Origin of the sequence: Streptomyces sp. NPDC014891, assembly GCF_043081085.1 — a bacterium.
GTDB lineage: Bacteria > Actinomycetota > Actinomycetes > Streptomycetales > Streptomycetaceae > Streptomyces.
Genome location: NZ_JBIBWF010000004.1, coordinates 216,792 through 239,710 on the forward strand (window position 1 = coordinate 216,792; position 22,919 = coordinate 239,710).

Annotated in this window: 23 protein-coding genes; 9 read left to right on the forward strand and 14 right to left on the reverse strand. The window is 72.8% G+C overall.

The features are described 5' to 3' along the window. The first annotated feature begins 375 nt into the window (after window positions 1-375). The 6 genes from ACF09E_RS12885 (at window position 376) to ACF09E_RS12910 (ending at window position 5,334) form a co-directional block, all read left to right on the forward strand. Entirely contained in the window at window positions 376-1,572 is a 1,197-nt protein-coding gene (locus ACF09E_RS12885; RefSeq protein ID WP_392205215.1) for a S8 family peptidase, read from the forward strand. 179 nt (window positions 1,573-1,751) lie between these two features. Next, complete coding sequence (locus tag ACF09E_RS12890) at window positions 1,752-2,096, forward strand: hypothetical protein (protein WP_392205216.1); 345 nt, start codon at window positions 1,752-1,754, stop codon at window positions 2,094-2,096. Window positions 2,097-2,213: 117 nt separating this feature from the next. After that, window positions 2,214-2,444, forward strand: a complete 231-nt coding sequence (locus tag ACF09E_RS12895) for a DUF2945 domain-containing protein (RefSeq protein ID WP_392205217.1) — start codon at window positions 2,214-2,216, stop codon at window positions 2,442-2,444. 185 nt (window positions 2,445-2,629) lie between these two features. Beyond that, the gene (locus ACF09E_RS12900; protein WP_392205218.1) at window positions 2,630-2,983 is read left to right on the forward strand and encodes a hypothetical protein; all 354 of its coding nucleotides are present in this window, start codon (window positions 2,630-2,632) and stop codon (window positions 2,981-2,983) included. Window positions 2,984-3,083: 100 nt separating this feature from the next. Then, a complete protein-coding gene (locus ACF09E_RS12905; RefSeq protein ID WP_392205219.1) occupies window positions 3,084-3,992 on the forward strand; it encodes a S41 family peptidase in 909 nt (302 codons plus the stop codon). 148 nt (window positions 3,993-4,140) lie between these two features. Further along, window positions 4,141-5,334: a hypothetical protein gene (locus tag ACF09E_RS12910; protein ID WP_392205220.1), complete on the forward strand. Its 1,194-nt coding sequence runs from the start codon at window positions 4,141-4,143 to the stop codon at window positions 5,332-5,334. A 192-nt stretch (window positions 5,335-5,526) separates the two neighbouring features. Here the strand turns inward: ACF09E_RS12910 and ACF09E_RS12915 are convergent, their stop codons facing one another. From ACF09E_RS12915 to ACF09E_RS12935, 5 genes are all read right to left on the reverse strand, one after another. Further along, window positions 5,527-6,003, reverse strand: coding sequence for a hypothetical protein (locus ACF09E_RS12915; RefSeq protein ID WP_392205221.1), 477 nt, complete (start codon window positions 6,001-6,003; stop codon window positions 5,527-5,529). A 42-nt stretch (window positions 6,004-6,045) separates the two neighbouring features. Then, window positions 6,046-6,606: a flavoprotein gene (locus ACF09E_RS12920; protein ID WP_392205222.1), complete on the reverse strand. Its 561-nt coding sequence runs from the start codon at window positions 6,604-6,606 to the stop codon at window positions 6,046-6,048. Window positions 6,607-6,618: 12 nt separating this feature from the next. After that, window positions 6,619-8,508 carry an NAD-binding lipoprotein gene (locus ACF09E_RS12925; protein ID WP_392205223.1) on the reverse strand — a complete coding sequence of 630 codons (1,890 nt, stop codon included), beginning with the start codon at window positions 8,506-8,508 and terminating at the stop codon, window positions 6,619-6,621. A gap of 190 nt (window positions 8,509-8,698) precedes the next feature. Continuing rightward, complete coding sequence (locus ACF09E_RS12930; RefSeq protein WP_392205224.1) at window positions 8,699-9,907, reverse strand: low temperature requirement protein A; 1,209 nt, start codon at window positions 9,905-9,907, stop codon at window positions 8,699-8,701. A 117-nt stretch (window positions 9,908-10,024) separates the two neighbouring features. Further along, window positions 10,025-10,834, reverse strand: a complete 810-nt coding sequence (locus ACF09E_RS12935) for a class I SAM-dependent methyltransferase (RefSeq protein ID WP_392205225.1) — start codon at window positions 10,832-10,834, stop codon at window positions 10,025-10,027. A gap of 898 nt (window positions 10,835-11,732) precedes the next feature. Between ACF09E_RS12935 and ACF09E_RS12940 the strand changes: the two genes are divergently transcribed. Then, the gene (locus ACF09E_RS12940; protein ID WP_388800504.1) at window positions 11,733-12,152 is read left to right on the forward strand and encodes a molybdopterin-binding protein; all 420 of its coding nucleotides are present in this window, start codon (window positions 11,733-11,735) and stop codon (window positions 12,150-12,152) included. Between the two features lie 114 nt (window positions 12,153-12,266). Here ACF09E_RS12940 and ACF09E_RS12945 read toward each other — a convergent pair whose 3' ends face one another. From ACF09E_RS12945 to ACF09E_RS12960, 4 genes are all read right to left on the reverse strand, one after another. Further along, window positions 12,267-12,935, reverse strand: coding sequence for a pyridoxal 5'-phosphate synthase (locus ACF09E_RS12945; RefSeq protein ID WP_392205226.1), 669 nt, complete (start codon window positions 12,933-12,935; stop codon window positions 12,267-12,269). Window positions 12,936-13,154: 219 nt separating this feature from the next. Beyond that, window positions 13,155-13,964: a molybdate ABC transporter substrate-binding protein gene (modA, locus tag ACF09E_RS12950; RefSeq protein WP_392205227.1), complete on the reverse strand. Its 810-nt coding sequence runs from the start codon at window positions 13,962-13,964 to the stop codon at window positions 13,155-13,157. Window positions 13,965-14,057: 93 nt separating this feature from the next. After that, window positions 14,058-14,291 carry a hypothetical protein gene (locus ACF09E_RS12955; RefSeq protein WP_392205228.1) on the reverse strand — a complete coding sequence of 78 codons (234 nt, stop codon included), beginning with the start codon at window positions 14,289-14,291 and terminating at the stop codon, window positions 14,058-14,060. Window positions 14,292-14,605: 314 nt separating this feature from the next. Then, complete coding sequence (locus ACF09E_RS12960) at window positions 14,606-15,004, reverse strand: helix-turn-helix transcriptional regulator (protein ID WP_361848862.1); 399 nt, start codon at window positions 15,002-15,004, stop codon at window positions 14,606-14,608. A 391-nt stretch (window positions 15,005-15,395) separates the two neighbouring features. On the opposite strand from ACF09E_RS12960, the gene ACF09E_RS12965 reads away from it, so the two are divergent. Next, on the forward strand, window positions 15,396-16,094 hold the full coding sequence (locus ACF09E_RS12965; protein ID WP_392205229.1) for a M24 family metallopeptidase: 699 nt from the start codon (window positions 15,396-15,398) through the stop codon (window positions 16,092-16,094). A 179-nt stretch (window positions 16,095-16,273) separates the two neighbouring features. On the opposite strand, the gene ACF09E_RS12970 is transcribed toward ACF09E_RS12965, so the two are convergent. Both ACF09E_RS12970 and ACF09E_RS12975 read right to left on the reverse strand, forming a co-directional pair. Continuing rightward, on the reverse strand, window positions 16,274-17,875 hold the full coding sequence (locus ACF09E_RS12970; RefSeq protein ID WP_392205230.1) for a prepilin-type N-terminal cleavage/methylation domain-containing protein: 1,602 nt from the start codon (window positions 17,873-17,875) through the stop codon (window positions 16,274-16,276). A gap of 68 nt (window positions 17,876-17,943) precedes the next feature. After that, window positions 17,944-18,588, reverse strand: coding sequence for a hypothetical protein (locus tag ACF09E_RS12975; protein WP_392205231.1), 645 nt, complete (start codon window positions 18,586-18,588; stop codon window positions 17,944-17,946). 285 nt (window positions 18,589-18,873) lie between these two features. On the opposite strand from ACF09E_RS12975, the gene ACF09E_RS12980 reads away from it, so the two are divergent. Continuing rightward, on the forward strand, window positions 18,874-20,100 hold the full coding sequence (locus ACF09E_RS12980; RefSeq protein ID WP_392205232.1) for a hypothetical protein: 1,227 nt from the start codon (window positions 18,874-18,876) through the stop codon (window positions 20,098-20,100). A gap of 395 nt (window positions 20,101-20,495) precedes the next feature. On the opposite strand, the gene ACF09E_RS12985 is transcribed toward ACF09E_RS12980, so the two are convergent. The 3 genes from ACF09E_RS12985 to ACF09E_RS12995 form a co-directional block, all read right to left on the reverse strand. Further along, on the reverse strand, window positions 20,496-21,044 hold the full coding sequence (locus ACF09E_RS12985) for a PadR family transcriptional regulator (RefSeq protein ID WP_392205233.1): 549 nt from the start codon (window positions 21,042-21,044) through the stop codon (window positions 20,496-20,498). 188 nt (window positions 21,045-21,232) lie between these two features. Continuing rightward, window positions 21,233-22,060 carry a prepilin peptidase gene (locus ACF09E_RS12990; protein WP_392205234.1) on the reverse strand — a complete coding sequence of 276 codons (828 nt, stop codon included), beginning with the start codon at window positions 22,058-22,060 and terminating at the stop codon, window positions 21,233-21,235. Between the two features lie 161 nt (window positions 22,061-22,221). Then, entirely contained in the window at window positions 22,222-22,572 is a 351-nt protein-coding gene (locus ACF09E_RS12995; protein ID WP_392205235.1) for a competence type IV pilus major pilin ComGC, read from the reverse strand. Between the last annotated feature and the right edge of the window lie 347 nt (window positions 22,573-22,919).

Genomic DNA, 22,919 nt, shown 5'->3' on the forward strand with positions numbered 1-22,919 from the left:
GATGATTGTCATACTGGTGAGACGCCGCTCATCAGATGGCACCGAACGGCGAATTCACGGGAGGCCGCCGCGCGAATCGCGGGGGAACCACCTGACTGGCTCACAAGAGGTCGCAACCGGCCCCCGCTCCGAGGATTCGGGCGGCCTGTTCGGGGGGGGCGAGCAGGTGGCCGTGGCGAGATCCGAGCAGGTGACGCGCCTGCGCCGCGATCCGACTGCCCGTCAGGTCGGGCGGTCGGATCCCGCCGCCCCGGCCCCGTTCGGGTCCCCCGCCACCGCTTCGGCGGACGGCATTGCGGTGACGCTTCCGGCATCCGCCTGAATCGCGGCGAAAGTCCTAGCCACTGATCGTTCGCGCGTGATGCGCTCGACGACGTGAACACACGTACCAGACTCGCTTTCGCGAGCGCCTTCGTGACCGCCCTGGCCCTCGCCGCCCCGACGGCGACGGCGGCCCCGTCCCCCGCGGCCCCCGACCCGACCCCCGCGCCGCTGACCACCGCCGCGAACGCGGTGCCCGGCCAGTACATCGTGACGCTCGACACGACCGTGGACGCGGCGGACGCCGCGAAGAAGCTGGGCCTGGCGCCCACGTTCGTCTACGACAAGGCCATCAACGGGTTCGCGGCGCCGCTCACCGCGGTGCAGCTCGACACGGTCAGGAAGACGCCGGGTGTGGCGTCGGTCGAAGAGGACGCCGTCGTCCTCACGCCGCCCCGTCCGACCGCGTCGACCGCCCCCCGCAGCCCGGCCGCCAGCTGGGGCCTGGACCGCATCGACCAGTGGAACCTGCCCCTCGACAACGACTTCACCACACGGGGCAACGGTGCCGGTGTGACCGCCTACATCCTCGACACCGGCATCGACTACGCCCACGACGAGTTCGGCGGCCGGGCCGCCTTCGGCTTCGACGCGATGGGCGACGGCCGCGCCGGCCAGGACTGCAACGGCCACGGCACCCATGTCGCGGGAACCGTCGCCGGAAACACCTACGGGGTCGCCCGCAAGGCCGGTCTGGTCAGCGTCCGCGTGCTCGGCTGCGACGGCCGCGGCGCCTACTCGGGCATGATCGCCGGACTCGACTGGGTCGCCAAGAACGCCCGCCACCCGGCCGTCCTGAACGGCTCGCTGGGCGGGGACAGGTCCACGGCCCTCAACAACGCCGCCACCGCCCTCGCCGCGGCCGGGGTCCTGCCCGTCATCGCCGCGGGCAACGACGCCAAGGACGCCTGCAACGTCTCGCCCGCCTCGGCGACGGGCGTGGTCACCGTCGCGGCCTCCAACCGGTGGGACGAGGAGACGTCCTTCTCCAACCACGGCCGGTGCGTCGAGATCTTCGCACCCGGCCAGGACATCGTGTCGGCGAGGCTGGGCGGCGGGTCCGTCGCTCTGAACGGCACCTCCATGGCGGCCCCGCACGTCGCCGGTGTCGTCGCCCTCTACAAGGCGGAGCACCCGACGGCCGGCCCCGCAGAGGTCGCGCAGTGGCTCGACAGCAACTCCACCAAGGGCCTTCTGAACAACCTCAGCACCAACACGCCCAACAAGCTCCTCTACACCGGCGGCCTGTAGCCCCGGCCCCCGCAGGGATCGGCACATCCACCGCGACGGCGCCCGGACCCCGGTCACCACCAGGGGTACGGGCGCCGTCGCCGCAGCACGAGGACGGACGCGCCACTCCCCCGCCGCGCCACTCCCCCGCCGCGGCGCCGCCGCCTCGCGCGGCGGCGTCCGTCTGCCAGGCTGGAACGGTGACCGCCGACAAGCCGCCCCCCGCCCTGACCCCTGACGGACGGTGGGTCGTCGTCAAGGGCCGACGCTGGCGGGCCACGGACCCCGCGATCCCGGAAGACGTCGCCGCCCGGCTCCGCTCCCACCTCATGACCGCGCGTCGCGGCGTGGGCGCGGCCTTGCGCGCCCAGGACTCCGAGGCCGAACGCGCCGCCCGGGACCGGGTGCACACGGCGAAGGTCGCTCTCGGCGAACGTGGCACGCCCTGGTGGGACCAGTCCGCCGAGGCCCGCCGCACCCGCTGGACCCGAGGCCTGGAGACCCTCGACGGGGCTTCGGACCAGGACGACACGAGCGAGGAATGAGCGCGCAGCACCCTCGCCCCTCACTGCCGTGACGCCGACGTGCGGGCCCGATCCGGGGAGGGGACAGTGGCGAGGCGGGCACCGAAAGCCGGAGCCGACGCGACGGAAGCAGCGGTGATGACGAAGAAGAAGCTGTCCCCCGGAGACGATGTCACCTGGTCGAGCCACGGCCAGAGGGTCGAAGGCACGGTGAAGAAGAAGATCGACGAACGCACGAAGGCCGCCGGCCGCACGGTGGACGCCTCCACCGAGGATCCGCAGTACGAGGTGGAGAGCGACAAGACCGGCAAGACCGCGGTCCACAAGCCGGAATCCCTCCGCAGGAAGGGGCGCGGCGGCAGTCGCTGAGCGTCTCGCCCGTTCCGGCCGGGCACGGCCGGAACGGGCCCACTGGCCGCACCTCCACCGACCCGGGCCCGTCACCTCGGAAGACGCCGAAATCCCGTGGCTGCCCCGCCCGCGCTGCCGGTATCGTCCGGTCTCTCCCACCGGACCGCCGACCCGCGGTCCACGTCCCGAAAGTGATGCAGACGATGACCGGCCTGAAAGCGACGACGACCCTGTGGCGCCCGACCGGGCCCGAGGAGCTGGAGCTGGTTCGCGGGCTGAACTGGCGTGCCTGGCCGCCCCGTCTGCCCGAGCAGCCGATCTTCTACCCCGTCCTGAACGAGGACTACGCGATCAGGATCGCGCGGGACTGGAACGTGAAGCACAGCGGCGCCGGCTTCGTCACCCGTTTCGAGGTCGAGTCGGACTTTCTGAGCAGGTACCCCGTCCAGCAGGCCGGCGGGCGGACGATCCTGGAGCTGTGGGTTCCGGCCGAGGAGCTGGACGACTTCAACGCCCACCTCGTCGGCGAGATCCAGGTGACCCACGAGTTCCACTGAGGCATGACGGCCGGTCACGGAGGACGACGGACGATCATGCGCGCCGGGTGTCTCGAAAGTCGTTGACCAGCCCGGGAGGGCGGTGCTCTACTCCCTTCCCGTGACTACCTCGACAGCACTCTCACCGGCGCCGGTCATCGACGAGACGGCCAGGCTGGTGGCCGAGCACTACGTCTTCCCCGAGACAGCCGATCAGGTCGCCGACCTCCTGCGCCGGCGCCTCGCGGCAGGCGCCTACGACGCCGAGGGGGCCGAGGAACTCGCCCGTCTGGTGACCGCGGACCTGCAGTCCGTCAACGGCGACCGGCACCTGCGGCTCAAGCACCACGCGGAGCCGGTGTCCCCGGAGCAGGGCGCGGCCACGCTGGCCGCCATGCGCCGGGACTTCGACGCGTCGCTGGGCGGCGCGCCCCGGGTGCAGCTGCTCGACGGAGGGGTGGCCGTACTGGAACTGGGGCCGATGCTGTTCCCCCTGGACTGGGCGGCCGAGCCGCTGGCCGCGGCGCTCACCCTGGTGTCCCGCGCCCCGTCGCTGGTCATCGACCTCCGCGGCAACCGCGGCGGGGACCCCGACTCGGTCGCCTTCGTCTGCAGCTACCTCCTGGACCGCCGCACCCACCTCAACACCATGCGCTGGCGGCACAGGGAGGGCGGTGAGCAGTCCTGGAGCCTGCCGCACGTCCCCGGCGCGCGCTTCGGCGGAAGCAAGCCGCTGTACGTACTGACGAGCGGCAGCACCTTCTCCGCCGCCGAGGAACTCGCGTACGACCTCCAGCAGCTCGGCCGCGCCACGATCGTCGGCGAGCCCACCCTCGGCGGTGCACACCCGTGCAAGGGCTGGACGGTGCACCCGCACCTGGAGGCCACCATCCCGACGGGTCGCGCCGTCAACCCCGTCTCGCAGGCGAACTGGGAGGGCACCGGCGTACAGCCGGACGTCCCGTGCGCCGCCACCGACGCCCTCGAAACGGCGCACGCGCTGGCGCGCGCCGCGACGACGCAGGCGTAGCCCCACGCCGACCGGCCTTCGGCGGCGGGCCGGGGACCGGGCCCCGTCGGTCCCGTGGGTGATCGGCGTCGGATCGACGGGGCACCCCTTCCCTCGCTCGGGTCACGGACCATACTGGTCGGGCCCTGATCGCCCACCGAACGGTTCCATGGACAAGAACAGCACTTCATCGACCACCGTCCCCGACACCGCCTGGCTCGGGCGTGGGCGTCACCTCGGGCCGGAGCCCGAGCGGGACGTCCGGCGCAACCTGCTCGCCCTCAAGGCGGCCCGGGTGATCGACGACTTCCTGGACCTCGATCCCGTCGAGGCGGCACGGTCCACCGACCTGTACCCCCGGGACGAGACCGCCGATCCCGGTCCGTCGGCGCGTCGGGTCTTCGAGGCCCGATGGCGTGTCGCCGACGACGTCACCGTGCGCGCACAGCTGACCACGTTCGATCCGGAGTCGCGCCGCGCGAAGGGCGAGGGCGTCGGCTGGGTTCTCGCCGCCGAGGCCGAGCGGCCGTGGGAGCCGGGCTGGCCCTCGCCGGCCACCGTGTTCTGGCCCGACAGCGACCAGGTCCCCTGGGACCACGAGACACTGCCGGACGTGCGCCTGCGGACGGCGAACCACCTGCCGAAGGACGACGACGACCTGCGTCGTCTGCTGCGGGCCTGCACCCGGCAGAGCTGGGCCGTCCACGTGGTGATCCACGAGGCGATGACGCCGGACGCCCTGGGGCGCCGGCCGATCACGGCGTTCCTGCCGCCCAGCCTGCGGCACCGGGTGGTCGAGCACCGGGCCACGCCGGACCAGGCGCTCATCGCCGACTTCGTGATGAAGCGTGAGCTGGGTGTGGGGATTCCGCGCGGCGGCGCCGTCGTCCTGCCGCCGACACCGCGGCTGTTCGACTACGACGGGGAGCACTTCACGGTCCCCAACGTCTTCCTGGACGGCACGGAGCCCACCGCGCTCCTGGCCAGGATCCAGGAGTTCGCGGCGCTCCCCCGGCCTCTGCCGGCCGAGGCCGAGCAGGCTCTGACGCGGTTGCGCCAGGGCTGGCACCTCCTCACGCCCGACGAGGAGCTCGCCCACGCCCGGGCCATGGTCACCCAGTACGCCAAGGCCCTCGAAGCCATGACGGCCTCCTGCGACCTGTACCGCGAAGCCGCCGAGTCGGCGCTGGAAGCCCTCGCCGACGCGTCCCGCGGTGGCGGCGCCCCCCGGCCCGCGTCGCCGGCGACGTCCAAGGACGACCCGTCGCCGTGGAAGGCCCTCACGAAGTCGCTCTCCCGCTTCCGCGGCCCGGCCCCCGCGGAGCCGGAACCGGAGGCCCCGCAGCGTCCGCACGGAGAGTGAGAGCGAGGGGTCTCCCTCCCTGCCTCAGGTGCGGGGCGCTTCCTCGGCCGTGACACCGGGGCTGCCCGCGACGCCCGGCGTGCGCCTTCCCCCCGTGGGGGGCGCCGCCGGGCCGCGTTCCCGGGCGCCCGTCCGGGCGGCCCACCGCGAGGGGGCCGGGTCACTGGGCGGGCCGGGTCACGACCGGCCGGGTCAGGAGGGCCACGCGACAGCCCCGTCACGCGCGACCAGCGGTTCCGCCCGGCTCGACTCGTGGAACCGGATCCATCCCAGCTCGACACCGCCGTCGGGGCCCCGGTGGCCGTCGGCGGCCCTCTCCGCGAGCCAGCCGAGCAGCTCGCCGGTGAGGTCGAACTCGTCCGGGTGGATCTCCTGTCGGCTCGTCAGAGCCCACGTCCCCGCTCCCGTCCGTTCCCGGCGGAGGAGGCCGGAGACGAGCGGGCCCCGCACCTTGTACCCCGCGCCGTGATATCCGAGCAGGGGCTGGGGGTCGTCCTCGACGACCGGAACGCCGTCGTCGCCTGCGTGGACGTACGGAAACGCGGTCACGATGCCGAGGGTCTCCGGCCGGGGGCCGAGCCCGAGGTGCCATCGGAGCTCGGCGAGCTCGTCCTCGGACAACTCGTCGCGCAGATCCAGCGTGATCATGAGTTCGAAGATGTCAGCCATGGTCGTACACGCTAGCGCCGACGGTGCCTGTCGGGTCGGCCGTCACCTGGCCCGGTCGCCGCGGTCCGGGTCGTACGCCTCCGCCGTGACGACGCGGAGCGCCGTCTCCCAGGGGAAGACCACGGGGGAACCCGGCTGGTTCGGCAGGAACCCGCCCTCGCCGTAGAGGACGGTCACTCCGGCCTCGCGGAGGGTCTCCACCGATCGCTCGAAGGCCGGGTGCTGTACGTAGTCGGAGTTCGCGCACGGCATGGTCACGAGGGGGATCCGCCGCCCCAGGCTCTCGGACAGGACGCCGACGACGAACTTCTCGGTGAGGCCCAGCGCCCACTGGTTGATCGTGTTGAAGGTGGCCGGCGCGAGGAGGACGGCGTCCGCCTGGGGCCATACGTCGGGCCGGCCGGGCAACTCGTAGTCCCAGCGGACGGGATGGCCGGTCAGCACGGCGAGGCCGTCGAGGGAGGCGCCGAGCCAGCGGGCGGCGGTGGGGGTGAGACCGAGGCAGACGTCCCAGCCGTCGGCCTGCGCGTCCTCGATGGCGTGCGCGATGTCGAAGACGGGCGGGGCGGCGGAGCTGAACAGGTACAAGGTCCGATTACGCATGCTCACATCCGATCACATGCGATCACCTCTTGTGGGCTGGAGGGTTGCTGCCGCGGTGACGACGATGAGGACGTCCTCGGGCGTCCAGCACCGCACGGCCGTCTTCGGCGGGTTCAGGAGCGGGATCCGGGAGTCGCCGGGGAGGTACCCGAGGGCCGTGGCGCCCTGGAGTCCGGCCGCCTCGACGAGTGCCGCGAACGACGTCTCGGTCCCGGCCGGGACGTAGTCGGTGGCGGGCCGGAGCCGGACCGCGTTGCCCGCCGGGGAGAAGAGTTCGTCGAACGCCGCCGCGAGTTCCGCCGTCTGCGAGACCTGGGACATCAGCAGACCGACGAGCCTCCCCCCGACCACGAGGTCCGTGTGCGGGCCGGCCGGGGCGAGGGGCTGGTGCCGGGCGTCGGTGAGTTCGGCGACCGTCGGGCTCCGGTAACCCGACTCCCGTTCCGCGGCGCGGAGCCGGAGGAGGGTGACCAGGGTGTACTCGTCGGGGTCGAGGTGACCGTCGGGACCGCCGAGGACGAGCAGGCGACGGGACGGGTCGGGGGCGGGGAACGCCGTCTGGCGCACCGCCTCCCAGCCGTTGCGCGCGAGACCGTCGACGACGTCGGGGCCCAGCCGGTTCCAGCCGAGGACGAGGACACGGCGGACAGGGGTGCGGTCGTCGGGTGAGGGCGCGGGCGGTGCGCACGAGGGTCGTGGGAGGGGGGTCGCCGTGGGTGTGGTCCAGGTCGGTGGTGTGTCGTCCTGGGCGAGGACGACGACGGCGTCTCCGGGGCCGAGCGCCGTGCGCGGCGGCGGGTTGAGGAGCGGCGAGCCGTCCGGACGCACCACGCCCACGACGCAGGCGTCCGCGCAGGCCGCCCTCAGCTCGGCGAAGGTCCGGCCGACGAGCCCGGGAACCCGGTGGACGTGCAGCTCGGCGCCGGCGAAGTCGAGCAGGTCCTCCAGGACCCGGGACAGTCCGGGCTCGACGAGGCACTGGACGAGGATCCGGGCCGTGATGCCGTCGACGTCGAGGACGACGGCGCCGGGTCCCGCGGCGAGCCGGGCCGTGGCGACGTGCCGGGTCTGCCGGACGGCGGCCACGACCCGTACGGCGCGGGCGTCGCCGACCACGGCCCGCAGCGCGAGCAGGGTCTTGACGACCTGGGTGTCGGCCTCGGGGGTGTCCGGCGGCAGCACCACGACCGCCGCGGCGGCCGCCGGGCTGACCCGGGCGAGGGCCGCCGGGTCGGCGGGGCGGCCACGTCGGCAGAGCAGCCGGACGCGTCGGCCTCCGGCGGCGGCGAGCAGGGGTCTCAACTCCCTTTCCATGTCGAGCTTGTCGCGGTCGGCGAGGACGACGACCGCGCTGCTGCGCCGCTGTGCGTGGGCGGCGAGCAGCTCGGCGACGAGCGTCGGGGTCTGTTCCGACCAGCCGAGGACCAGCGAGTGACCGCGCTCGACGACCGTCGACTGCCCGCGCTGGAGCTCGGTCAGCCGGTCGGTGATCGCCGTGGTGACGAGGCCGACGAGGGTGGAGACGTAGAGGAGGGAGACGAGGGCCAGCAGGACGGAGAGGACGATCCGCAGCGGCGGGCCGACCTCGCCGCCGAGTCGGAGGGTCTGGCCGACCGTCCGCCAGACCGTCTCCACTTTCCCCTGGAGGGTGTCGGGCGAGCGGCTGTCGGTCCAGACGAGGAGGGCGCTCGCGGGTGCGACCACGGCCAGGCAGGCCAGCGCGAGCCAGCCCGCGACGGCGGTCATGCCCTTCACGACGGTCCGGTCGACCCAGTACCGGGTGCGGTCCCGCAGCAGGGGCGCGGCCCGGTGACCGGTCAGGACCGGGGCGGGTGGGACGGGGGCCTCCGCTCCGGGGGACGGCCGCTGGGACGGGACCCTGTGGTCGAGCTCTTTGCGCACGTCAGCAGGGTGACGGCGGCGGCGGGGAGAAACGCCGTCAACGGGTGCTGTTCATCCTTTCGGGCAGGCGGCCGGGAGTCAGGCGTTCGACGCGCGGGCTCCGTCGCGTTCCCCGCACGCCCGGTGCCCGGCGGGCGTACGGGTGCGCCCCTCGTCCCGGCGGCAGCGCTGCCTTCGACGCGGATTCCGCTCAGATGTCCGGGTCCGAGACCGGAGCGTGTGCGATGCGTTTGTCGTAGAACCAGGGCCAGCGGGCCACCACCACCAGGATCCACACGAGCGCACCCGGATGTCCGTCGCTCGTGGCGGCGGCCAGGACGACCGGTGCGAGGACGATGGGGACGCCGACCGCCAGGACCCACCGAAGGCCGCGCCCCGACAGAGCCCCGGCGAGGAGGCCGACCGCCAGGAACACGGCGATGCTGCCGCACATCAGCCAGCGCACCTTCGCCGGCAGCGGTCCCTCGGAGTGTTCCATGGCTCCGCCGAGGGACGCGGCCAGCGCGGCGAGCGCGCCGGTGGCCACGCAGTGGAGCGGGAGCGCGAAGCGCGGGGCGAGCACCCCGAATCCGAGCAGGGGCACACCGCACGAGCGGCGGACCGCGAGCGCCCAGAGGGCGAGGAGAAGGACGAAGGAGCCCACGGCCAGGGTGCCCAGCCGGCCGTCCCATTCGGCCTCCGAGGCGGCCTCGACCGCCAGGGCGACGCTCTCGCCGATGACGATGAGGGTGAACAGCCCGAGCCGCTCGTCGAGGTGCCTCGGGTCGAAGCGGGCGGCCACGGGGCGCGTCCGCGGCGGGCGCTCGCGGCTCCCGTGCCGGTCCTGCCACTCCTCCGTGGCCCGGTTCAGGAGCCGGTTGCGCGACAGGACGAAGGTGAGTCCCAGGTCGATGGCGAGTCCGGCCGCCCACAACCAGTAGCGGGTCGGGGTCTCCGCCCACAGGGAGACGAGCCAGGGCAGGACGCCCACCGTGAGTTGCGCGGTCGGCCAGTCGACGACGACCTCGCCGCGGGCCTGCCAGACCCGTGAGGCGAGGAAGCGCACCAGGACGTAGGCGAGCGCGAAGGCCCGTCCGTGGTCGGACTCGATCCCGGGCACGGCCGCGGCCATGACGGCCAGCCCGAACATGCCGAGGAGGATGGTCCGGGTGTGCGCCTTGCTCGCGGCGACGTTCCCGTAGGTGGTGAAGCACATCCAGGCGGTCCAGAACGCCAGGAACAGCAGGCAGTAGAGCCCCAGGTCGCCCCGGTCCGGATCGTCGTGCAGGAGGTGGGCCAGCTGGGCGATGCCGGCGACGGCGACCAGGTCGAAGAACAGCTCGAGCCAGGAGGCGTGGCGCTCCGACTCGGCGGTGGTCTCGGCGGGCGTCGCGGCGGAGCCCTCGGGATCGGAAGACATACTCGTGTGATCGGCCGGAGAGGGGACTTCCTCCAGGCCGGATCGCGACCGCGTGCCACGGGGCCGTCCGCGGCCGTGGCGGTCTCCTCGGACGCCCGGAGGGGAGTGGACCCGCGGTTACCCTTCCGGAGTCGACCCGATGACGACGAGGGAGCCCTGGTACGTCGGGCGGTCGCGCAGATGGCCGTGGCGTTCGTCCCAGGCGCCCGAGGCCAGGTCGCGGCGGAGGGTGCGGTCGAAGTGCTCGCGGGCCGTGTCGTCGACGAAGCTCCAGGCGGAGCACGCCTGCCGGGCGACGGGGTCGAGGAGCATCTCGGGGCGACCGTAGTACGCCTCGTCGAAGTCGTCGGTGCAGTCGAGCGGGATCGGGACGGCCTCGACGGTGACGGTTCCGCCGAGGGCGGCCGCGATGCGGTCGACGGCCGGGTACCTGCGGGCCTCGGTGTCGAGGACGGCGGGTGCGTACGCGTACAGCCAGAAGTCGCGGACGAGGGCGGGATCGCAGGTGAGGACGACGACGGGGCCGCTGGTCACGCGGCGCATCTCCCGCAGGCCGGCCGTGACGTCGCTCCACTGGTGGACGCTGAAGAGCGTCATGGCGGCGTCGAAGGTGCCGTCCGCGAAGGGGAGCTCCTCGGCGACGGCGTTCACGGCCGGTGCCCGCCCGTCCGGGCGCCGGGCCCGCATGGCGGCCGACGGCTCGACGGCGGTGACGATGCCGCCGATGTTCTCGTAGGAGCCGGTACCGGCGCCGACGTTGAGGACGGTTCGGGCGTCGCCCAGGGTTCGGGCGACGAACCGGGCGATGCGCCCGTCCGGGCGGCGGCGGGCGCCGGACCGACCGAGAACCCCGGAGTGGTCCAAGTGGCCGGAGTCGGGGGCGCCATGGCCGGGGCCGACGGCGCCGTGGTCGGTGTCGACGGCCATACTGTCGTCGGTACGTGTCGTCATCTGTCCGGCCTCGCCTCGTGAGCAGGAGTAACGGATACGGCGGGAGGCACGGCAAGCCGCCCCGAGCGGTGCGTTCGGGGTCGCCCGGGACACCGCCCCCGCTGCTCCATCTTGCAGCTGCGAGGTTATTCGCACAACGCATTCACAGATGCCTGGATGATCACCCGTACAGGACCGCATCTGTGGGTCGGAGGTGTCGACGTCTCACGCATAGGACCCGGGTCGTACGAGGAGCTCGACGGGGCCGGAGACACGGAGGGGACACTCGCGGGCGTCGCGGGCCGCCCGGCCCGGTCGCATGGCGCCGATGCGGGACGGGCCCGCCGGTCAAAGGGCCCCTGCGTGCAGAACACCGCGAACAACACGCAGGGCCCTTCCGGTCGATCAGCGAGCGCGGCGAGAGCCACTCCTCCGCCTCGGCGGCGACGCGACACAGTCAAGCAGCCACCGCGCGGTGAGGGCGATTGGATCCGGCCACAGAATTCAGCCCTCCCGGCCGGGATCCTCACGGTCGATCATCCAACCGGTCCCTGCGGCACGTTCGACCCCGAATCCTTGCAGCTGCGGCGGAATTCGGAGGCGTGGCCGCGCAGCTGATCCAACAGATAGGGCGAGCAGGGGAGATCGACTCACGAGCAATCGTCGGAGAATCCGGAATGCGCGCCGAGTCGACGACGTATCCGCAGGTCAGTCAATCCTCCCGGGCCGCTTTCACAGCTCTTGCAGATCTGCCGAATCAGCAAGCCGAATACGCCCGTTCGACTGGTGGATGAGACGTGGCAAACCGCGCTCCATTCCCCTTCCGGTAGCGTCGGCGACGAAGCAGGTCACAGAAGTGACTTCTGCGATTCTCCAGTTCTGTGAGGCGTGTTCCATGACCCTGTCCATCCGTAACCAGCTCCCCGGCACCGTCACCTCCGTCACCACCGGGGAGGCCATGGCCTCGGTGAAGGTGCGTCTGGCCGGTGGTCAGGACATCACCGCCGCGATCACCGCGGACGCCGTCAAGGACCTGGGGCTGGCCGAGGGCACCGCCGTGAAGGCCCTGGTGAAGTCGACCGAGGTCGCCCTGGCGACGGGGCCGGTCGAGGGCCTGTCGATCCGCAACCAGCTCGCGGGCTCCGTCACCGAGGTGGCCACCGGTGCCGCCATGGGCTCGGTGAAGGTCTCCGTCGAGGGCGGCGAGCTGACCGCCGCGATCACCAAGGACGCCGTCGAGGACCTCGGCCTGGCGGCCGGCACCTCCGTCGTGGCGCTGATCAAGTCCACGGAGATCTCGCTCTCCGCCGCCTGATCGGCGCCCCACGTACGCCTCACCGACGCGCATCGGCTCGCACCGGCGCGCCGATGACGCATCACCGGTGAGGACGCGGCAGCCGGCGCCCTGCGGGTGGGACCGCGGGACGGTTCACGACCAGAGGCGTCGCCGCTGCCAGCCGGTGGACTCCCGCTCGTACCGGAGGCGGACGTGGACGCGACTGGCGGCCGCCTGCCAGAACTCCACCGTGTCCGGCACGACGGTGTACAGGGTCCAGGCGGGGTCGACGAGTTCCGGCTCGGCTTCGACCCGGGCCAGGCTCCTCTCCAGGGCACGCTCGCGCGCTTCGGGGTCTACGAGGTAGCGGCTCTGGCCGGCCAGGAGCGCTTCGGCCCGCGCGATCGGCCCGCGGGCGAGGAAGTCGGCGGCCGAGCGCTCCGGTGTGTCGGGGACGACCCTGCCGCGGACCCGGACCTGACGCCCGAACTCCGCCCAGTAGAAGGTGAGTGCGGCCCGCGGAACGGCCGCGAGCTGCACGCCCTTGGGGCTGGCGGCGTGCGCGGCGAACTGGAAGCCCGAAGAGTCCGCGTTCTTGAGGATCAGGACGCGGGCGTCGGGGTCCCCGGCCTCGTCGACCGTGGCCAGGGTCATGGCGTGCGGGTCGGGGACGCCGGCGTCCACCGCCTCGGTGAGCCAGGTCAGGAACAGCCCGGAGGGCTCGGCCGGCGCCTTCTCCGGCTCGAACACGGGCAGCGGGCGGGCGAAGACCTCGATGCCGCGCAGCCAGTCGCGCACGGTCGAGGGGCTGGTCTCCGGCATGGGCGGTTCTCCCTCAGGGGCGGAGCGGACGTTCGTGGTCCCGGTGACAGAGGCAGGCGGGGGGGGACAGTATGCGACACGGTGGCGCGGATCGCCGCCGGCCTTGCGCCCACCCTGGGCAGGGAGCGGCCGCGGGTGTCGCACCGTCCCATGACGACGTGGAGGGGCTGCCCGGTCCCCCGGGCCGGGCAGCCCCTCCACGTGCGCGCACCCCGAGGGTTACGGCTTCTGGAAGCCGGCGTCCTGCAGGATCCTCTGCCCCTCGGGCGAGGACAGCCAGGCCACGAACGCCTCCGCGGCCTCGGCGTTCTTCGAGTCCTTCAAGGTGGCGGCCGGGTACTTCGCGACGGCGTTCTGGTCGTCGGGGATCTCGACGGCGTCGACCTTGTCGGCGGCGCTGGCGGCGTCCGTCTTGTAGACGAGGCCCGCGTCGGCCTCGCCGAGCTCGACCTTGCTCAGGACGGCGCGCACGTTGGGCTCCTGGGAGACCGGCTTCACCGTGATGCTCTGCTTGTCGAGGATCTGCTTGCTGTACTTGCCGGCCGGCACCTCGGGGGCGGCGAGGACGACCTTCAGCTTGGTGTCGGCGAGGTCCTTGAGGTCGTCGACCTTGAAGGGGTTGCCCTCGCCGGTGGCGATCACGAGCCGGTTCGTGGCGATGATCGCCGGGGTGCTCGTGTCGGCCTTCACCTTGTCCAAGCTCTTGGTGTCGGCGGTGACCAGGACGTCGGCGGGAGAGCCCTGCGAGACCTGGGCGACCAGCTCCTGCGAGCCGGCGAAGGAGAACGTCAGCTTGGTGCCGGGGTGGGCCTTCTCGTACGCGGCGCCCGCGGTCTTGAAGACGTCGGTGAGGGACGCGGCGGCGAGGACCGTCAGGTTCGCGGCGGGCGCGGCGCCGGCGGAGCCGGAGGCGGTCGAGCCGTTGGCGTCCTTCTTCGTGTCGCCGTTGCCGCAGGCGGCGAGCGGGACGAGGAGGGCGGCGGTCAGTACGGCGGCAGCGGTCCGGCGTCTGGTCGGGGTGAGGGTCATGAGGGTCGGGACTCCTTGGAGTGGAAGGGGGAACGGGTGAACAGACCGGCCGCGCCGACGGCCGAGGTGTGGTGCGTACTGCGTGAGGGGTGGTCAGGTGCGTTCGTGGTGCACGCTGGTCGACTTCACGCGGGCGGTGGCCTGCATGCCGACTTCCAGTCCCAGCTCCTCCCTGGCCGGGATCGCCGTGAACGACGTCCCGTCGCTCACGCGCCGACCGCTCTCGCCGCGGTGGTTCGCGACGCGGCCGACGCCGACCGGGCGTCGCGCCGTGTCCGGCCCGATGCCGGGAAGGAGGGCGGCCCGCCCGATCGTGTGGGACTGCATATGCGACACCGTAGGCGGCTTTGGATCTCACTTGCAACAACGTCGTGGGACCCTCCATCGCGGATGCGAGATCACTCAGAGGAACCGACAAGAGGGGCGGACGGCGCGTTCGTCGCCCGGGCGGGTCGGAGGCATGACGGACGTCGGCGTCGGCCCGGGGTCACCGCACGTGCGCGCGTGGTGATCGTCTCTGCGCACGGCGGGCACGTTCACGGGGGCTGCGGGCTGCCGCTCCCGGACGGCCGGGAAGGCCCGCGTACGTCACGCCTCGGCGGTGGGGAACCGCTCGGGCCGCGTGTCCGGGTCGGGTCGGGTCAGGGCAGGTCGATGTGCACGCTGGTCGACTTCACCCGGGCCGTCACCGTGACCCCGACGTCGAGCGCGAGATCCTCGACCGCCTCGCGGGTCACCAGCGAGACCAGCCGGTGCGGCCCCGCCTGCACCTCGACCTGGGCCGCCACGTCGTCGACCCGCACGCCGGTCACGATGCCCACGAAGGAGTTCCGCACCGACGTGGGGACGTCGCCCTCCGGCACGGCGTGCAGCCCAGCGCCGCGCTCCTGCGCGAAGCGGGCGAGGGCCACGCCTTCGATCACCCGCCGGCCGGCACCGTCCCGCTCCATGCCGAGCTTGCCGCCGTCCGCCCATCGGCGGACGGTCTCCGAACTCACTCCGAGCAACCGCGCGGCCTGCCCGATGCTGTACGACGCCACACCCGCACTCTAGGCCACACCCGTGCTCTCACGTCACGGCGTACGCCCCCCAGGCCTCGCCGCCGGAGGGCGACTCGTGGCACCCGCGGAGAGCACGGGGCGCCTCACCTCCCGCGCCCCGCTCCGGACAACGCCCTACCGTGCGTCCTCGTACGACCACCCAGCGCAGCGCCCCGCCCCGGGCCGAGTACTGGATGATCCACCGGTGATGCCGCGCCGGGGCCCGCTGTTAGGTTCGGCCGCGTGCTCAGGGCTCCCCCTTCGCGCCGGTCTCACTCTCCTCGCGCCTCGGGCCCGCCCCGCCGCGCCGTGACCGGTGCGGACGGCCCCCGGGCGTCGACGGGCCCGGCGACAGAGCGGCACGGGCATGGGCTGACTGCGAGGACGCACGATGACGACGTTGGACCGCATGGACATGGGGCTGCGGGCCCTGCACCTGCTGGAAGGCCAGCGCATGGCGCAGCACCTGTACCGCGAGGTGATCGCCACCCAGGTGATCAGGCCCGGACGCAGCGAGGAGGAGGTCGACAACCGGATCGCCCTGATCGCCCGGGAGCTCTTCGGCGTGCGGGCGGGCCTCGTCGGCCGCAGGTTCGTCCGCTCGGGCCCGAACACCGTGGTCGGCGGGGGATGGCCGGGGTGGGTCATCGGCCCGCAGGACCTGGTCGTGCTGGACTTCGAGCCGCTGCTGGCGCCGTACGAGACGGGTTTCGCCCGGACCGTGGCCCTCGGCGACGGCCTCGCGGGCCGGCGCCTCCTGGACGATCTGGCTGTCGTGGCCGCCGGCGCCCGTGCCGCGTTCCGGGCCGACGGCTCCCTCACCGGTCGCGAGCTCCACGCGCGGGTACGCGACCTGGCGGCCCGGGCCGGACGGCGGACGGGCTCGTGGCACTGCGGTCGGCTGACCGGTACGGCGCCGGCCGGGTACGCGGAGGCGATGCGGGAGTCCTTCATCGGCCCCGACAACGGCCTGCCCCTGCGCCGCACGCTGGAGGAGGGGTGGCGGGCCCACTGGATCCTCCAGGTCTCCCTGGTCGACGAGTGCGGCGGCCAGGCGGCCGTCCACGCGGAACTCCTCGACCTCGCCTGAACCGACCGAACACGGCCGGCCCGAGGAACCTCGGGCCGGCCGTGGTGTTTCCGCCGTCGCCACATCGCCACGACTTCACGCCGTCACGTCGCCTTCGGCGTGTCGGCGTACGCGTCGTTGCTCCCAGCCGGTCGGTCACCCGCCCCTGCGGGAGGGTGACCGACCGGTCCGGTACGGCCCTAGTCGGAACTCGTCCGGAACACGGCGACCGACCCGTTGGCCTGATCGACCGCGTACACCTTCGCCTTCGCGTTGTTCACGGCCAGCATGCCGAACTGACGTGATCCGAGCGGCGGTTGGGTCAGCAGCGTGGTGCCGTCGGCCACGCCGAGCCCGCCCGGAGAGCTCACGCCGCCCGGTGTGTCGGTCTTGAGCTGGGCGACGAAGATCCTGTTGAGGTTCCTCGCGACGGCCATCTTGCGCGCCGCGTTCCCGCCGCCCGACACCTGACAGACCGGCGCCAGCCGGGTGGCCTCCGTACCGACGACGCGACTGATGCGCCCTGCGGAGGTACCGCACTGGGGGTTCCCGCCTCCCACGCTGGAGAAGACGTAGACGGCCCCTGCCGCGGCGTTGTAGACGGCGGAGACGGGAGAGCTCGCGACGCCTCCCGGGTCGTCGATCGGGGTGGAGCTGCCGTCGCGGGGGTCGATGACGATGGTCGTGGCCACGGACTTCCACGATCCCGTGGGGTTCTGCGGGTCCGGGACGCACCGCCTGGCGAGGAGGTAGACGAGGTTCCTGTTCGGATCGACGACGGCACTCCCGCGGACGGAGGTGTTCACGAGGACGTCGCCGGCGTTGGTGCCGCAGCCCGACTTCGTCGGGAAACGCGACACGAGCCGGGCCTGGTGGGTCTGCGACGAGATGGCGAAGAGTCCGATGCTCGCGTCGAGGCCCTCCCCCGTACCCAGGTTGCTCTTGGCGAGGTACACCGCGTGGCGCGCGGGGTCGAAGGAGAAGTCCATGCCGTTGCCCGCGCTCACGAGCCCCGCCGCGGGCAGGGGTATCGCCGTCGCCGTGGTGCCGCCCGCCGGGATGTAGGCGACGACCGGACTGACCAGCGAGCCGCCGCCGACGTAGACGTCGCCGTTCTCCGGGGAGACCGCCAGACCGTTGACGCCCGCGTCGAATCCGCCGACCTCGGTGACGAGGTTGCCCTTGGCGGTGTCGATGACCGCGACGCCGCCGGTCCCTCCGACGTAGACCTTCCCGGTGGCCGGGGAGACCGCGATCCGGGTCGGGCTCGTCACCGCGCTGGAGACGTCGATCGGGGAGCCGACGGGTTCGTCGGTCCTGCCGTCGATCACGGTCACGGTCCCGGTGGTGCTGCCGCCGGAGGCCACGTACACGCGGTCGGCCTTCTCGTCGACCGCGAGGTCGGTCGGGTTCGCGGCCACCGGGATCGCGTCCTTGCCGGTCTTCGTCGGCGCCGTGTCGTACAGGGTGAACGACGACTTCGCGCCGCGACCGCACTTGTTCTCCTCGCCGACGGCGATCGCGTTGTAGACCGGATCGCCGGAGATCAGTCCGTCGCCCTTGAGGTCGTCGACGGTCCCGTAGTGCCCGTGGCGGGCGCAGTAGGACTCCTGCGCCGTGCGCAGGGTGGCCGCGTCGGCGGCGACCGCGCTGCTCCGGCCCTTGTCCCCGATGCCCCTGACGGAGAACACCACGATGGCGGCGAGGATGCCCAGGATCACGATGACCACGAGCAACTCGACGAGAGTGAATCCGTCCTCGCGTCTCACGCGCGAGGAGAGCGGGCGATGGTCCGATGTCATGGGAGTCGGGGCTTCTTCCGTTCGATGGGTCAGGTTCCGCCCGTGCACACGCGCGAGCCCTCGCCGCCTCACGGCGCCGCCCGCCGCACGGGCTTGACGTCCTTGGGTCCCGGCAGGTCCGGGCAGGCGACGCCGTTGCCGTCGGAGTCGAGGCGGTTCGGGTCGGCCGGCGCGAAGCGGAGGACGGCCTGCGCGTCCGCCTGTCGGGCGAAGTCGGCGCAGTCGTACGCGTCGTTGGCGTACCGCAGGAAGTACCGGGCGTCGAACTCCCGCCGCGGTTGCGGGCAGAGCGCGCTGCGGCTGTCGTCCGGGCCGCAGGTGAACCGCTGGGCGATGCGGGCGACCGGTTCGGTGTCGCGCGGCTCCGGCAGTCCGCGGCACGCGACGCCGCCTCCGTCGTCGAGGTGGTTCGGGTCGCGCGGGTCGGTCCGCAGCACCGCCTGGGCGTCCGCCTGGCTGGCGAAGACGGCGCACTCGAAGGCGTCGCCGTGGGCGGCGTACTCCTTCGCGTCGAACACCTCGTTGTCCGGGCAGAGCACGGTACGCGGGGTGCCCGGCGTGCACCATTCCCTTCCGGGGCCCCGGGCCTGGGCGCCCGGGTCCGAGCCGCCCCGGGCGAACACCGCGACGGCGACCGCCACCGCGACCACCACGAGGGCCGCCGCGGCCCACCTGACCGCGCGCGGGCGCGACGGTCCCTTCACCTCTGCCATGACACGCCTCTACTCATCGTGCTGCCAGCCCCTTCCGTGCGTGCTGCCGCGGACCGACGGCACACGCCCGCCGGCCCTCGGCAGGCTGGATGCGTGCATTACATCCGCGCCCCTTTCGGTTGTCAACCGTTGACTACCGGGCCGTCAGGTGAGCATCATCAGCGCAAGTGCGGCACCGCCATGCCGGAAACCTGGCAGATGCCCGGCTGTTGTCCGGCTTTGCCTCACCCCGCCGGCAGCACGTGCGGCAGCCGCCGACCCTTCAGATCCACGAGGAGCAGCAGAATGCACAGATGGTTCAGGAGCGCTCACAGCGCTCCGCAGTCCGGCCGCACCGCGACGCGTCGCCTGCGGAACGCCTTCACGGTGGCCGCCCTCGCGACGGCGCTCGTCGCCGCCGCGCCGACGGCCTTCGCCACCACCGACTCCGAGGTCGGCATCGCGAACAACATGTATCCGGCCGTGAAGGACATGAAGGGCCAGATCGCGTCGCTCCAGTCGTTCACCCCGTTCAGCGCGAACAACGCGTCGCAGGTCGGCGGGTTCTGGAACAAGCCGGCGATCGACACGTCGACGATGCGCGGGATCACGTCGGGGAGCCTGCGCCAGCAGCTGAAGAGCGCCGGGCCCTACACCACGTGCAACCCGTCCACCTCGAACAACTGCGTCGACGGGCCGCTGCACATCGACGCGTTCCTGTCGGCGGACGAGACGAACGTGGACGCCGTCATCCCGACCTCGGACGGCGGGACGTGCACGGCGAGCGGAACCGTCGAGTGCAACGGCGACTACACGAGCAAGCACCTCGTGGCCATCGGACGGCTAGCGATCTACAGCTGCAGCGGCAGCTGGGCGGGCTCGACCAAGGGTGACGACCCGTCCAACGCCGCGAGCCCGCCGCTGGCCCTCGGCGCGGACGCCAACGGCAGCGGCAACGGCAAGGCCCAGTCGCCCCGGTGCGACGCGTCGCCCGTGTCCGGCGGCGCGCCCACGACCATCCCGGACGTGGTGACCTGGCTCGGGACGAGCGGGAACCGGATCGCGGTCGCCGACCCGGCCTCCGCGCCGTTCGGCGCGGCGTCCAAGCAGGCGCTCACCCAGAACGGCTTCTCCTGGGTCGACAGCGGAGCCGGCCAGAACGTCTTCCGCGGCAGCGCGTGCGACAGCGCGGGTACCGCGTGCAAGGTGCGCCTGGAGTCGGGCATCAGCCAGGTGCGGGGCGCGGTGACGGCCAACGCCGGCGGCAACACCCAGCTGGGTCTCGTCGCGAAGTCGAACGTCGTGAACGTGAGCTGGACGTCGAGCTCGCTCAACGGCACCACGGCGAACGACCCCAACACGTGGACCGAGGTCGACCCGAGCACGTACTCCGGCTACGGGGACATCGAGCAGTACGGCGTCGCCCTGACCGGCGGCAACCCCGGAGCGGCGACCGCCTGGGGCGACCTGTTCAACAACACGTGGGACACGGACACCACCATCCAGTCGACGCTGGCCGCCTACGGCTACTGAGCACCCTTCGGGGCGAGGGCAGGGAGCAGGGGACCGTCGGTCGGGCACGGGTGTCGCCCGCCGGCGGTCCCGGCACGCCGACTCGCGTCGGCGTCCCCCTCGGCACTCCCCTGACGGCATGACGGCCGCCCGACGGAATGTCGGGGGCCCTCCGGGGACGCGCGTCCCGGGAGGGCCCCCGACTCTCATACGGGGGCCGTCTGTCGTCGCTCCCCGTGACTCACCGGGGCGGCGGTCGCGACCGTGACGATCGGCGTGCCCCAGAGGCGTCACCCACGGACCTCCGCTGAAGTGCGGCGCGGGCCCGGCGATCACTCCCACGTGATCGCCGGGCCCGTCCCGCTGCCGGACCCGCGAGGTCCCGCGAGGTCGGGACGGAGGGGACGCGCGGCCCGTCAGCCCTTGACGGCCGGCCGCGGGCTCTCGACGTCCACGGCGTCGAGGAACCCGCGCGCGGCGCGGACGTGCTCCTGGCGCAGCGCGTAACTCGCGCGGGCGATGTGGTCGCCCGCGGCGTCCTCCTTGGCGCGCAGCGACTCCTCGATCTCGTCGAGGACGAGCCGCTGGCGCTCGACCAGTCGCGCCGGGCTGGCGTCGCGGCGCTGGATCAGCAGCAGCTTGCACGTGAGCTCGGCTCGGACGTCGAACAGTTCGCTGACGGGTTCGTCGAGCCACGTGCCGACCGTCGCCTCCGCCGAGGGCGTGGCGGCGTAGATCATGCGCTGCGGCCCCCGGTTGCCCTCCTCGGCGCCGACCGCCGTGATCAGTCCGCGTTCGACGAGCCGCGTGAGGGACCGGTAGACCATGGGCCGCGAGACGTACCAGAACTCACCGATGTCCGCCCCCTCCGCCGTCAGGGTCGAGATGGCGAAGCCGTGGCTGGGTCGCTCGGCCACGAGTGCGAGCACGATCCACTCGGCCAGGGGCAGGTCAGGTGCGTTCATGGTGACCAGGGTAAGGATCGGCGGTGGTGATGGCGATCCCCTGCGCCCGGCCCGTGGGACCGGGGGGTACGCGCGGGGCGCGAATCGCCGGAAGCCGGACCGATCGCCCAGATGGGCCTGCCGGACCGGTCGGTCCGGCAGGCCCATCCGGGGACGACCAGGGGCGGAGCGGCGGCGACCGGTGGCGGTCACGGCCAGGGGTGGACGGGGACGTGCGGCGGCGCACCCGTCGCGGAGGGGTCGATCACGCCCTCGTACCAGTGGACGACGGGCTCTCCCACGAGGAGGGCGGCGACGGCGCCGGCGGCGAGGTACAGGCCGAAGGGGAGGCGGGTCCGGCGGGTGGCGCGCCCCGTCGCCATGAGCCCGACGCCCACCAGCAACCCGGCGGCGCTGCCGGAGAGCACCGCGAAGAGGAGGTGCAGGGGACCGAACCAGCCGAGGCCTGCGCCGAGCAGACCCGCCAGACGGACGTCGCCGAAGCCGAGCCAGCCCGCCCGCGCCCGGTGGAGGGCGAAGAACACGGCGAACGCGCCGACTCCGCACGCGGCGGCCGACCCGAGCCGCTGCCACTGGACGGTGGCGGCCGCGGCGCCGAGCAGGCAGGCGGCGGTGAGCGCGAGGGTCGGGTAGAGCAGCCGCCTCGGGAGCAGGAGGTGTTCGGCGTCGCACGCGGCGAGGGCCACGAGCCCGGCGGTGAGGACCAGTGCGGCGGGCAGTGCCTCGGACGGCCCGAAGCGCAGGGCCTCGGCGGCGAACAGGACGGCGGTGAGCGCCTCGACGAGGGGGTAGCGCACGGGGATCGGGACCCGGCACGCGCGGCAGCGGCGGCCCAGCAGGATCCAGGACACGAGGGGGATGTTGTCCCGGGCCGCGATCGGGGCGGCGCACCGCGGGCAGGCGGAGCGGGGCCGCAGGACCGAGCGGCCGGCGGGGACCCGGGAGACGGCGACGTTGAGGAACGACCCGACCGCGAGTCCCAGCAGCCCTGTGAGGATGACGAATACGGAAGGCATCTCGGCAATCGTGTGGTGCGTGTCGGGTGGGCGGCGGGCTGTTCGAGGTGTCGGGGTGGGGCGGTGCACCGCGGGCCGCGTGCCACGACCCGCGGTCCGCGGGCGGCCGGGGAACGCGGCGGCGCCCGACGGCCGGCGGCGTCGGGCGCGGGCTGCGCGCGTCAGGCCTTGCAGGGGTTCGGGCGACCGTCCTCGAGCTTGTCGAGGGGGGTGATGACGTACGTGTCGCCGCTCGGCTCGGCGTCGTACCAGCGGGAGACCTCGGACAGGAACCCCTCATCCGCCAGCTGCTTCATGGTCCCGTACGCGTTCCGGCCGTCGCTGGCGAAGTACGCCTCCTCAGCGGTCCGGATCGTGGACTTGTCGGTGTCGCACGCCGTGCCCTGGCCCTTGTCGTTGAGGCCGCGGACGGAGAAGACGACGATGGCGGACAGGATGCCCAGGATCACGATGACGACGAGAAGCTCGATCAGGGTGAAGCCGGCTTCCGAGGTCTCGTTCAGCGCGCGCACACGCCGACGCGCCTTGCCTTGCAGGTACGTGAACATCTCTCTCCATCCACGGCGGGCCGCGAGCGCGTCCCGCATTGGTCACTGATTGAGTAATCAGCCGTAGACTATGTATCTCGCGACGACACGCACAAGGGGCGACCCTCGCGGGCACCTCGCCACCGGCGACCGCGGGGCGCTCGCGACATGAAGTAGTATCCCGCTGACTAATCAACGGCTGACAAGTCGCCGTTCCTGGTGCGTTCATTCGATCGGGGCGCGAGCGGCCGTTGTTCCGGCTGCACGATAGGGGTGGGTTCCTTGGCGAATCGCCGGCTTCTCCGTCGCCGCGCGGCGACGACAGACCCTGC